Source organism: Acinetobacter sp. Ag2 (genome assembly GCF_001005515.1).
Taxonomy (GTDB): domain Bacteria; phylum Pseudomonadota; class Gammaproteobacteria; order Pseudomonadales; family Moraxellaceae; genus Acinetobacter; species Acinetobacter bereziniae.
The window spans coordinates 1-13164 of the sequence record NZ_LBNA01000037.1 but is presented as its reverse complement, the minus strand read 5'-3'; the positions used below and the strand labels follow the sequence as shown (position 1 = coordinate 13164).

At 39.6% G+C, this 13164-nt stretch carries 9 protein-coding genes; 8 read left to right on the top strand and 1 reads right to left on the bottom strand.

All coding sequences use genetic code 11. The annotated features are described in order from the left end of the window. Window positions 1-6 precede the first annotated feature (6 nt). From AAV97_RS05320 to sucD, 7 genes are all read left to right on the top strand, one after another. Window positions 7-1905, top strand: a complete 1899-nt coding sequence (locus AAV97_RS05320) for an FAD-dependent oxidoreductase (protein ID WP_005032935.1) — start codon at window positions 7-9, stop codon at window positions 1903-1905. A gap of 14 nt (window positions 1906-1919) precedes the next feature. Next, the gene (locus tag AAV97_RS05315; protein WP_004829428.1) at window positions 1920-2630 is read left to right on the top strand and encodes a succinate dehydrogenase iron-sulfur subunit; all 711 of its coding nucleotides are present in this window, start codon (window positions 1920-1922) and stop codon (window positions 2628-2630) included. 624 nt (window positions 2631-3254) lie between these two features. Then, the gene (locus AAV97_RS05310) at window positions 3255-6092 is read left to right on the top strand and encodes a 2-oxoglutarate dehydrogenase E1 component (protein WP_005032931.1); all 2838 of its coding nucleotides are present in this window, start codon (window positions 3255-3257) and stop codon (window positions 6090-6092) included. Continuing rightward, on the top strand, window positions 6092-7306 hold the full coding sequence (gene odhB / locus AAV97_RS05305; RefSeq protein WP_046760030.1) for a 2-oxoglutarate dehydrogenase complex dihydrolipoyllysine-residue succinyltransferase: 1215 nt from the start codon (window positions 6092-6094) through the stop codon (window positions 7304-7306). Before AAV97_RS05310 ends, odhB begins: the two co-directional genes overlap by 1 nt. Before the next feature lie 60 nt (window positions 7307-7366). Then, window positions 7367-8803: a dihydrolipoyl dehydrogenase gene (gene lpdA / locus AAV97_RS05300; protein WP_005032929.1), complete on the top strand. Its 1437-nt coding sequence runs from the start codon at window positions 7367-7369 to the stop codon at window positions 8801-8803. Between the two features lie 168 nt (window positions 8804-8971). Further along, on the top strand, window positions 8972-10138 hold the full coding sequence (sucC, locus tag AAV97_RS05295; RefSeq protein ID WP_004829424.1) for an ADP-forming succinate--CoA ligase subunit beta: 1167 nt from the start codon (window positions 8972-8974) through the stop codon (window positions 10136-10138). 12 nt (window positions 10139-10150) lie between these two features. Beyond that, window positions 10151-11041, top strand: a complete 891-nt coding sequence (gene sucD, locus AAV97_RS05290) for a succinate--CoA ligase subunit alpha (protein ID WP_004829423.1) — start codon at window positions 10151-10153, stop codon at window positions 11039-11041. Window positions 11042-11137: 96 nt separating this feature from the next. Here sucD and AAV97_RS05285 read toward each other — a convergent pair whose 3' ends face one another. Next, on the bottom strand, window positions 11138-11899 hold the full coding sequence (locus tag AAV97_RS05285; RefSeq protein WP_046760029.1) for a 3-oxoacyl-ACP reductase: 762 nt from the start codon (window positions 11897-11899) through the stop codon (window positions 11138-11140). A gap of 722 nt (window positions 11900-12621) precedes the next feature. On the opposite strand from AAV97_RS05285, the gene AAV97_RS05280 reads away from it, so the two are divergent. Next, window positions 12622-13164: BapA/Bap/LapF family prefix-like domain-containing protein (locus AAV97_RS05280; protein WP_046760028.1), on the top strand; the 543-nt coding region annotated here is incomplete at its 3' end.

Here is a 13164-nt window from a genome sequence, read left to right as displayed (position 1 = left end):
GATGTCATGGGCGCTTTAACCCCTAAAGAAGATTATTCAAATATTCCAAGCCAGTTCTTCGATGCAGTCATCGTTGGTGGTGGTGGTTCAGGTATGCGTGCTTCGTATCAACTTGCTCAAGCAGGTTTGAAAGTTGCAGTGCTAACTAAAGTATTCCCAACACGTTCTCATACTGTTGCGGCACAAGGTGGTATCGGTGCATCACTTGGTAATATGCAAGATGATAACTGGCACTATCACTTTTATGACACAGTAAAAGGTTCTGACTGGTTAGGTGACCAAGATGCAATCGAGTTCATGTGTCGTGAAGCACCTAAAGTTGTTTATGAACTTGAACACTTGGGTATGCCATTTGACCGTAACGCTGACGGCACAATTTATCAACGTCCGTTTGGTGGTCACTCTGCGAACTATGGTGAAAAACCAGTTCCTCGTGCATGTGCTGCTGCTGACCGTACAGGTCATGCGCTTCTTCATACGCTGTATCAAAGCAATGTGAAAATGGGTACTCAATTCTTTGTTGAGTGGATCGCATTGGATTTAATTCGTAACGAAGCAGGTGATGTACTCGGTGTAACTGCAATTGACCAAGAAACAGGCAAGATTGCAGTATTCCAAGCAAAAGCAACTTTATTCGCTACGGGTGGTGCTGGTCGTGTTTACCGTGCATCTACCAATGCTTATATTAATACGGGTGATGGTCTAGGTATGGCTGCACGTGCTGGTATTCCATTACAAGATATGGAATTCTGGCAATTCCACCCAACGGGTGTTGCTGGTGCGGGTGTATTGTTGACTGAAGGTTGTCGTGGTGAAGGTGCAATCCTTCGTAACAAAGACGGCGAACCGTTCATGGAGCGTTATGCACCAACTTTGAAAGACTTGGCACCACGTGACTTCGTATCACGTTCAATGGACCAAGAAATTAAAGAAGGTCGTGGTTGTGGTCCTAAAGGTGACTATATTCTTCTTGATATGACGCACTTAGGTGCGGACACGATCATGAAACGTTTACCTTCAGTATTCGAAATTGGTAAGAAATTTGCCAACGTGGATATTACCAAAGAGCCTATTCCAGTGGTACCAACAATCCATTATCAAATGGGTGGTATTCCAACGAATATTCATGGTCAAGTGGTTATTCCTGAAGCAGCTAAAAATGAACCAGGCTTCTATGCTGGATTTGATAAAGCAGCCAATGAATATACAACCAATGGCACAATGAATTACACAGTACCTGTAAAAGGGTTCTATGCAATTGGTGAATGTTCATGTGTATCTGTACATGGTGCAAACCGTTTGGGTACTAACTCACTTCTTGACTTGGTTGTATTCGGTAAAGCTGCTGGTGAGCACATCATTGATTATGTGACAAAACACCACGGTGATGATTATCAACCACTTCCAAATGATGTGCTTGAAAACACTTTGAAGCGTATTCGTCATTTAGATGATTCAACTTCTGGTGAAAATGCCCAAGAAGTTGCAGATGCGATTCGTGACATCGTTCAAGACCACGCAGGCGTATTCCGTACTCAAGCATTGCTTGATGAGGGTGTTAAACAAATCCTTGCGATTGAACCACGTGTACGTAACATTCATTTGAAAGACAAATCAAAAGTATTTAATACAGCACGTATTGAAGCTTTAGAAGTTGAAAACTTATATGAAGTCGCAAAAGCAACCTTGATTTCTGCTGCTGCGCGTAAAGAATGTCGTGGTGCACACACAGTTGTGGATTATGAATTGCCTGCTGATGATGAGCACTATTCATATGGTCGCCGTGATGATGAGTGGATGAAACATACGTTATGGTATTCAGCAGATAATCATCTTGAATACAAACCTGTACGTTACAGCCCATTGTCTGTAGACCCAATTGAACCTAAACCACGTACATTCTAATCGGGAGAGATAAGATGAGTAGAGGTACTCGTACGTTCGAAATCTACCGCTATGATCCTGATAAGGATAAAGCGCCGTATATGCAAACTTTTAAACTAGAGTTGACAGATAAGCATCGTATGTTGCTTGATGCACTTCTAGCATTGAAAGTTCAAGACGAATCATTGACATTCCGTCGTTCTTGCCGCGAAGGTATTTGCGGTTCTGATGGTGTGAACATCAATGGTAAAAACGGTCTTGCTTGCTTATGGAACTTGAACGATTTACCTGAAAAAATCGTCATTCGTCCATTACCTGGTTTGCCAGTGGTTAAAGATTTAGTTGTGGATATGAATCAGTTCTACGATCAGTATGACAAAATTCAGCCATTCCTGATCAATAATCAACCTGCGCCACCTAAAGAGCGTTTACAATCTCCAGAAGAGCGTGAACACTTAAATGGTTTGTATGAATGTATTCTTTGTGCATGTTGTTCAACTTCATGCCCATCATTCTGGTGGAACCCGGATAAATTCTTGGGTCCTTCAGCATTGTTGAATGCATATCGCTTTATCATTGACTCTCGTGATACAGCAACTCAAGACCGTTTATCACGTCTTGATGACCCATTCTCATTGTTCCGTTGTAAAGGAATCATGAACTGCGTATCTGTATGCCCTAAAGGTTTAAACCCAACAAAAGCAATCGGTCATATCCGTAGCATGTTGCTTGACCAAGCAGGTTAATACGACGTCAATAAAGAGCGCACATCCTAGATGTGCGCTCTTTTTTTTATGCAAATTCATTGAGGAGAGAGCAGGAAAAGAGAATGTTGTTTTTTATTGTGATGATTTGCGATAAAAGCGTTGAAAACAGAACAACTGACCCGATATAAATGGAGGGATAATAATTGATTATTTCTTGTATGTATTTCGCTAATTTATAGATGGTATGTGTCAAAAAAATCAATTGAAGTGGCAGATCATGTTACGATTTAACAAACCACTATATGTGAAAAAGTGACTTTGTTTTTGGTACATTTTTTCAACATAAGTGTGACTCAGATCGGTTTATAAATCTTTTTTATAGATGCCGTTTAGAACCGCTTTAGAAAAAGCAAAAAGTCTTTTGTTTTTTCTAAGTCGATTTGCAAAAAATTGCTCAGCCTCGGTTGAGTATATAAGTGAGTGATGATGCCAATGAAGGCGTTATGATTCATTGTATGCATTAGTAATAAGCTAATGTTTATAACGCCCCATGGTCATTAGTACCTGATGGGTGAATGTCAATTTACCGATTTGGCATTATCAATCATGGGAGTGCTTAAAAAGCACCCTCTAATGTTTTTGCAATAGGAAATGGGTCCACAAATGCAAGAAGTTGCTGACGCATTGCGTCTTGATACTGAACTTTCCGCTGACAGCGCAGCGTATATTGAAGAGCTTTACGAACAGTACCTTTCTTCTCCAACCTCAGTAGGTGAGGATTGGCGTCAATATTTCGATAAATTCCCTAAAGGCGACCAACCACACGGAAATATTCGTGAGCAATTCTTATTATTAGGTCGTAATTCAAGTCGTGTTCAGCCAGTGGTTCAAAGCGAAGTAAGTACTGAGCATGAACGTCGTCAAATCGGTGTATTGCAACTGATTGCAGCATATCGTAACCGTGGTCATCAAAAAGCAAAACTTGATCCACTTGGTTTGGCTAAACGCGAAGACGTGCCTGATTTAGACCTTGCTGCCCATGGTTTAACCAAGTCTGATTTAGATACGGTTTTCAATGCGGGTAACTTGGCGATTGGTAAAACTGAAGCCACTTTAGGTGAAATGGTTAACGCAATGGAAGCGACGTATTGTGCTTCTATTGGTGTAGAATATATGCACATCGTTGACACAAAAGAAAAACGTTGGATTCAACAACGCCTTGAAAGTGCGCGTGGTCAATTTGGCTTTTCAGCAGATCAAAAGAAACATGTACTTGAACGCTTAACAGCAGCTGAAGGTTTAGAAAAATTCCTTGGCAATAAATATGTTGGTGCTAAGCGTTTCGGTGTCGAAGGTGGTGAATCTTTCATTCCTATGGTGAACGAACTGATTCAACGTGCAGGTTCTGTAGGTTGTAAAGAAGTCGTTATCGGTATGCCTCACCGTGGTCGTTTAAACTTACTTGTCAATATCATGGGTAAAAACCCTGCTGATTTATTTGGTGAGTTTGAAGGTAAAGCACTGAATAAAAAAGGTTCAGGCGACGTAAAATACCATCAAGGTTTCTCTTCAAATGTAATGACACCCGGTGGCGAAGTTCACTTGGCTTTGGCATTTAACCCATCACATTTAGAAATCGTTGGACCTGTTGTTGAAGGTTCTGTACGTGCTCGCCAAGTCCGTCGTAAAGACATTGGTGGTGATGACGTATTGCCAGTGATTGTTCACGGTGATGCTGCATTTGCAGGTCAAGGTGTCAACCAAGAAACCTTCCAAATGTCGCAAACTCGTGGTTATACCGTAGGTGGTACAGTTCACATTGTAGTGAACAACCAAGTGGGTTTCACAACCTCTGATCCACGTGATGCACGTTCAACAGAATACTGTACTGATATCGCTAAAATGATTCAGGCACCGATCTTCCATGTCAATGGTGATGATCCTGAAGCAGTATTGTTTGTTTCTCAATTGGCACATGATTTCCGTCACACATTCCGTAAAGATGTTGTGATTGACATGTTCTGTTACCGTCGTCGTGGACACAACGAAGCAGATGAGCCAGCAGCAACTCAACCGATGATGTATCAAGTTATTAGCAAAAAGCCGACGACCCGTACGCTTTATGCTGACCAATTGGTACAAGAAAAAGTATTAGACCGTGCATCTGCTGATGCGATGGTTGAAAAATACCGTGAAGATCTTGAAGCAGGAAATCACGTTGCGAATGCATTGGTGCTTGAGCCAAACAAAAAAATGTTTGTTGATTGGACACCATACCTTGGTCATGACTATACCGATGATTGGGATACAACATTCCCGATTGAGCGTTTAAAAGAACTTGGTACAAAAATGCGTGAGCTTCCAGAAGGCTTCGTGATGCAACGCCAAGTTTCAAAAGTGATTGATGATCGCTTTAAAATGCAAACAGGTGAAATGCCACTCAACTGGGGTGCAGCAGAAACTCTAGCATATGCTTCTATTCTTGATGATGGTTATTTGGTTCGTTTGACAGGTGAAGACGTTGGTCGTGGTACATTCTCACACCGACATGCAAAACTACATAACCAAGTTGATGGTTCTGTTTACATCCCACTTTGTCATATCAAAGAAAATCAACCACGTACTGCAATTTATGACTCTTTATTGTCTGAAATGGCGGTTCTTGCATTCGAATATGGTTATGCAACAACATTGCCAAAAAGCTTAGTGATTTGGGAAGCTCAGTTCGGTGACTTTGCAAACTGTGCGCAAGTGGTAATTGACCAATTTATCTCATCTGGTGAAACCAAATGGGAGCGTGTTTGTGGTTTAACACTTCTTCTTCCACATGGTTTCGAAGGTCAAGGTCCAGAGCATTCATCTGCACGTCTTGAACGTTTCTTACAGTTATGTGCTGAAGAAAACATGCAAGTGATTACACCAACAACACCTGCACAGATTTTCCATGCAATGCGTCGTCAAGCGGTACGTCCAATCCGTAAACCGTTGATTGTGACTTCGCCTAAATCATTGCTTCGTCACAAACTTGCAACATCTACTTTAGATGAGCTTGCAACTGGTACGTTCCAGACTGTGATTGATGAAGTGGATCAAATCAACAAACAAGATGTAACACGTGTTGTACTTTGTGGTGGTAAAGTTTATTACGACTTACTTGAAAAACGTCGTGAAGAAAACTTGAACATTGCAGTTGTACGTGTTGAACAGTTATATCCGTACCCAGAAAAACGTCTTGCAGAAGTTCTTGCGACATATCCAAACGTGAAAGAACTCGTTTGGTGTCAAGAAGAACCGAAAAACCAAGGCGCATGGTTGTTCATTGCTCCTCGTTTATATGAAGGTGTAATGAAATCTGGTCTACAAGTTCAAATTAGCTATGCAGGACGCGAAGCTTCAGCTGCACCTGCATGTGGCTCACCATATTTGCATGCAAAACAACAAGCTCAGCTCGTAAATGACGCTTTAGCGATCGTGGCTGATCAATCAGGAGAATCTAAATAATGGCAACCGAAATTAAAGCACCTGTGTTCCCAGAGTCAGTTGCTGACGGAACAATCGCAACTTGGCACAAACAACCAGGTGAAGCAGTATCACGTGATGAAGTGATCTGTGATATTGAAACGGATAAAGTTGTTTTAGAAGTTGTTGCTCCTGCTGATGGTTCTATTTCTGCAATCATCAAAAATGAAGGTGATACAGTTCTTTCTGCTGAAGTAATCGCAACATTTGAAGAAGGTGCAGTTTCTGGTGCAGCTCAAACTCAAGCAGTTCAATCTGAAGAGAAAGTTGAGCAAGCTGCTGCACAAACTCAAGCAGGTAATGCACCTGTTGTTGAGCGTGCTCAAGTGCAAGATCAAGCACCTGCAGTACGTAAAGCACTTACTGAAACAGGTATTGCTGCTGCAGATGTTGATGGTACTGGTCGTGGTGGTCGCATCACCAAAGAAGATGTTGCCAATCATCAAACTAAACCAGCTGCTGCACCTGCAATCCCATTGAGTGTTGCTGTAGGTGAGCGTATCGAGAAACGTGTTCCAATGACGCGTTTACGTAAACGTGTTGCTGAGCGCCTTCTTGCTGCAACTCAGCAAACTGCAATGTTGACTACGTTTAACGAAGTGAACATGAAGCCAATCATGGAAATGCGTAAGCAATACAAAGATGCTTTCGAAAAACGTCATGGTGCACGTCTAGGCTTTATGTCATTCTTCGTTAAAGCGTGTACTGAAGCGCTTAAACGTTATCCAGCTGTAAATGCATCAATTGATGGCGATGACATCATCTATCATGGTTATTATGATATCGGTGTTGCGGTTTCTTCTGATCGTGGTCTTGTTGTTCCAGTTCTTCGTGATACTGACCGCATGAACTATGCTGAAGTTGAATCTGGTATTGGTGCATATGCTGCTAAAGCACGTGAAGGTAAATTGTCTATCGAAGAAATGACTGGTGGTACGTTCACAATTACCAACGGTGGTACTTTCGGTTCATTACTTTCAACGCCTATTTTGAACCAACCACAAACTGCAATCTTAGGTATGCACAAGATCCAAGAGCGTCCTATGGCAGTGAATGGTCAAGTTGAAATTCTTCCAATGATGTATTTAGCGCTTTCTTATGACCATCGTATGATTGATGGTAAAGAAGCTGTTGGTTTCTTGGTAACGGTTAAAGAGTTACTTGAAGAGCCAGCTAAACTTATCCTTGACCTTTAATTCTTTAGAATAACATCACAAGCTTAGGGCGATCCTCTAGGCTTGTTCTTGGAGATAAGCATGTCTCAACAGTTTGATCTTGTTGTAATCGGCGGTGGACCAGGTGGTTATGAAGCAGCAATTCGCGCTGCACAACTTGGTTTTAAAGTTGCGTGTATCGAAAAACGTGTACACAAAGGTAAGCCATCTTTAGGTGGTACTTGCTTGAACGTAGGATGTATTCCTTCTAAAGCATTATTAGATTCTTCACATCATTATGAAGACACACTTCATGGCTTAGATGTACACGGAATCTCAGTTGAAAATGTACAACTTGATCTTCAAAAGCTTCTTGCTCGTAAAGACAAAGTTGTTGACAATTTAACTGGCGGTGTTGCTCAGCTCCTTAAAGGAAATGGCATCGAATGGTTACAAGGTACTGGTAAATTACTTGCGGGTAAAAAAGTTGAATTTACACCATTAGAAGGTGGTGACGTTCAAGTTTTAGAGCCTAAATATGTGATTCTTGCGACTGGTTCTGTTCCTGTAAATATTCCAGTTGCAAAAGTAGATGAAGACTTAATTGTTGACTCTACTGGTGCACTTGAATTCCAAGAAGTACCTAAGCGTTTAGGTGTGATTGGTGCTGGTGTAATTGGTCTAGAACTTGGTTCAGTATGGCGTCGTCTGGGTTCTGAAGTTGTTGTGTTTGAAGCATTAGATACATTTTTACCAATGGCGGACAAAGCTTTGGCAAAAGATTATCAAAAACTTTTAACGAAACAAGGTTTAGATATTCGTATTGGCGCTAAGGTTTCTGGTACTGAAATCAACGGTCGTGAAGTGACTGTTCAGTACAACCAAGCTGGTGAAGATAAAACTCAAACTTTTGACAAATTGATTGTTTGTGTAGGTCGTAAAGCATATGCAGAAGGTTTGTTGGCTGAAGATTCAGGCATTAAATTGACTGAGCGTGGTTTGGTTGAAGTAAACGATTGGTGTGCAACATCTGTTGATGGTGTATATGCGATTGGTGACTTGGTGCGTGGTCCAATGCTTGCACATAAAGCAATGGAAGAAGGTGTAATGGCTGTTGAGCGAATGCACGGTCATGCTGCACAAGTAAACTATGACACCATTATTTCTGTGATCTATACACATCCTGAAGCGGCTTGGGTAGGTTTAACTGAAGAACAGGCTAAAGAAAAAGGTCACGAAGTTAAAACTGGTCAATTCCCGTTTGCTGTGAATGGTCGTGCTTTAGCTGCGAATGAATCAGCAGGTTTTGTGAAATTCGTTGCGGATGCTAAAACAGATCGTTTATTGGGTATGCATATCATCGGTCCTGGCGCTTCAGACATCGTACACCAAGGTATGATTGCGCTTGAGTTTGTATCTTCTGTAGAAGATTTACAATTGATGACTTTCGGTCACCCAACATATTCAGAAGTCGTTCACGAAGCTGCTCTTGCAGTTGATGGTCGTGCGATTCACGCCATCCAACGTAAACGTAAATAAAACAAAAAAGAGCGGTTTCGACCGCTCTTTTTACTTTTGATGGTTGTTTTTAATTGAATAATCATCTAAGAATACAACAACAATTTTTAATAAATGCCAATAGTTATTGTGATGGAAGTCTAGGTATTGGTGTGTCATAACAATGTGAAAAGTAGTAAAAGGTAAAAGATGAATCTACATGAGTATCAAGCGAAAGCGCTGTTGAAAAAATATGGTATGCCAGTTCAAGAAGGCATTTTAATCACTACTCCAGAAGAAGCATCAGCAGCATTTGACCAGATTAGTGGCAAATTCGCGGTGATGAAAGCCCAAGTTCATGCAGGTGGCCGTGGTAAAGCGGGTGGTGTGAAAGTTGTTAAATCAAAAGAAGAAGCGGCTGAATACGCAAAAAATCTATTAGGTACGCGATTAGTTACCTATCAAACAGATGCAAATGGTCAGCCTGTAAATAGTATTCTTGTTTGTGAAGATGTATACCCAGTAGAGCGTGAATTGTACCTCGGTGCAGTTGTTGATCGTTCTAGTCGTCGCGTGACCTTTATGGCATCGACTGAGGGTGGTGTGGAAATTGAAAAAGTTGCAGAAGAAACACCAGAAAAAATTATTAAAGTTGAAGTTGATCCATTGGTAGGTTTATTGCCTTTCCAAGCACGTGATGTTGGCTTCCAGTTGGGTCTTAAAGACAAACAAATCAATCAGTTTGTAACGATTATGACGGGTGCATATAAAGCATTTGTTGAAAATGATTTTGCATTGTTTGAAATTAACCCACTTTCAGTTCGTGAAAATGGTGAAATTTTGTGTGTAGATGCAAAAGTTGGCATCGATTCAAATGCGTTATATCGTTTACCTGAGATTGCTGCAATGCGCGACAAATCTCAAGAAAATGAACGTGAGCTAAAAGCATCTGAGTTTGATCTAAACTATGTCGCATTGGAAGGTAACATTGGTTGTATGGTGAATGGTGCAGGTCTTGCGATGGCGACCATGGACATTATCAAACTGTACGGTGGTCAGCCTGCTAACTTCCTTGATGTGGGTGGTGGTGCAACGAAAGATCGTGTTATTGAAGCTTTCAAAATTATTCTTTCAGATAGTTCAGTACAAGGTGTATTGATCAATATCTTCGGTGGTATTGTTCGTTGTGACATGATTGCTGAAGCGATTATTGCAGCGGTTCAAGAAGTAAATGTGACTGTGCCTGTGGTTGTTCGTTTAGAAGGGAACAATGCAGAGTTAGGTGCAAAATTACTTGATGAATCAGGTTTAAAATTAATTTCTGCAAACGGTTTAGCCGATGCGGCAGAAAAAGTTGTTGCTGCAGTGAAAGCGTAAGGAGTATCAATCATGAGCGTATTAGTAAATAAAGACACAAAAGTATTGGTACAAGGCTTTACGGGTAAAAATGGTACATTCCATTCTGAGCAATCAATTGCATACGGCACAAAAGTTGTTGGTGGTGTAACACCAGGTAAAGGTGGTCAAACGCATATCGGTTTGCCTGTATTTAATACGATGCGTGAAGCAGTAAAAGAGACAGGTGCTAATGCAACCTCGATCTATGTTCCAGCTCCATTTGTATTGGACTCAATCGTTGAAGCGATTGATTCAGGTATTGAATTGATCGTTGTGATCACTGAAGGCGTACCGACTTTAGACATGCTTAAAGCAAAACGTTACCTTGAAACTTATGGTAATAATGCACGTTTAATCGGTCCTAACTGTCCAGGGATTATCACACCGGGTGAATGTAAGATTGGGATCATGCCAGGTCATATCCATCAGCCAGGTAAAATCGGGATTATTTCACGTTCTGGTACATTGACTTATGAAGCAGTTGCTCAAACAACTAAACTTGGTCTAGGTCAGTCGACTTGTATCGGTATCGGTGGTGATCCAATTCCGGGTATGAACCAAATTGACTGCTTAAAACTTTTCCAAGAAGATCCACAAACTGAAGCAATCATCATGATTGGTGAGATTGGTGGTTCTGCGGAAGAAGAAGCTGCTGAGTATATCCAGTCAAATGTCACTAAACCAGTGGTGGGTTATATCGCTGGTGTTACTGCACCTAAGGGTAAACGTATGGGACATGCTGGTGCGATTATCTCTGGTGGTAAAGGTACTGCTGAAGAGAAATTCGCTGCATTTGAAAAAGCAGGCATGGCATATACGCGCAGTCCTGCTGAACTCGGTTCAACAATGCTTGATGTATTGAAAAAGAAAGGTTTGGCTTAATCCCAGTATTTCAAAAATGATCTAAAAATGAGAGCCTTAAGGCTCTCATTTTTGTTTTAACTATTTATTATATTTGCTTCAATCTTCGCTATATCATTAACCTTTGACTAAGCCACCGTCAACGATGAGGTTTTGTCCTGTCACTGCTCTAGACCAAGGCGATAAAAATAACAATATTGCATCTGCAAACTGCTCAGGAGTTGTGACTTCTTGTAATGGTGTCGATGCAGCAATTAAGTCAAAAACTTGATCTGGTGTTGCACTACTGGCATCAGTCTTACGTAATAGACCACCTGAAAGCATATTGACATTGATTCCATACTGCCCAAGATCATGTGATGTTGTTCGAGTAAAAGCCAAAAGTGCTGCTTTCGCTGCTGTATAATCATGATATGGAACCACAGGATTTTGTACGAGGTTTGTTCCAATATTAATGATACGACCAAAATGATCTTTCTTCATATCTTCTAAGGCAGCTTGAGTTGTATTTAAAGCTGCTTTAACAGCACTATCTAATTGCTGTTGCATGCTATGCCAACTCAGCGCTTCGACTTTAGGACGTAAGTCTCCATCAAATTTAAAAGATAAAAGTGCATTATTAATGACTGAAGTAATGGCATGCCCATAATGCAATTTAGCTTTTTTGAACATCAAGTTCACTTGGTCTTCGTCAGTCACATCTGCTTTATAAATAAATACTTGTTCAGCATGTTCTCTGGAAAGTTGTTGTGCGGATTCTTCGCTATTGAAATAGTTTACAACAACTCTTGCACCTTCTCGTATTAAAGCATGAGTAATGGCAAGACCTAAGCCACGTGCACCACCCGTAACGAGAATAATTTGATCACGTATTTCCATGCGAATCATCCAGTGAATTGAAATGAGTTAGAGTTTAGCATTTTTATGCTAAGCATTTAAAATGGGTTAATCTTGTATAAATTTTAGTATTTTATTTTAAATATTAGCCTAAAGGCTTAGGCATTAGTTAAACAATGATTAACCTTTCATGATTGAAAAAGCTTCACCACTTTTAGAAATATCCTAAAAACTTCATTTTCAAAGAACAACAAAATTATAGATATAGGCGTCGAAATTCTTTTGCTCATCTGTGACAAGATGGTGGGTATAAGAAAGATGGATGTTTGGTTAAAAGTAAACTTATATTTTTTAGCATTTCATACTTAGAATATTTGAATTTAACCATTTATTTAATGTGTTATAGTTTGCATTAACTTTATATATTGTGTTCTATTTATTGTTAATAGTTGAATGTATTTTATAATGATGATTATTTAATTTAATAGATTGTTAAATTTGATAAAAACAATAAATAATAAGGTGTTGAAAAATATTGATTTAAATTATTTTATTTAATTTTTGATTAATTTTTTTTATAAAATCATTAGAAAACATGAGTATATGTTGTGACTTTTTATATTAGTTATTTTGTTTAGTGCGTTTTATATTTCAATAATAAAATACTAAAAAATAGTTCAATTCAATTAAGAGTGCTCTCAAAAACGTTGCAAATAAAAACATGAAATTCAAAACATTTAATGAAATTATAAAGGGAAAAAATTATGTTAAATATTCAAATAGTTTCTAAAGAAACTCATCAGGTTTTAGACTTAAAGGGCTCAACCGATGTGAAGTTGGTTGAAAATTCAGTTGTTATTATTAATGTGAAAAAAGAAGATATTGCATCAACAGAAAGAGTGGGAAATGCATTGGTCATTCTGTTAAAAAGTGGCGAGAAAATTTCAATTGAGAATTTTTTTGCTAGCCATTCAGATAATGACGTTGTTTTAAAAGATGACCAGAATAAATTATTTTTGTTGGAATTAAATCAGACACAAGATGTTTTAGAAACTGTAAACTATATTTCTATCAATGATATAGAACCACTTCTATATCATGATGCAAATATTGAGATTCTACCTTGGGTGATTGGTGGTGCTTTAGGTATAGGTGCTATTGCTGCTATAGCCAATAACGATTCATCCAGTGATAAAAAAAATGGAGATGTGACGCCACCCAATCAGCCTCTTGTTCATTCGACTAATGGTCGTTTAATTACAGGAACAGCAGAAGCAGGAAGTACAGTAAATATTACTGATAGTTCA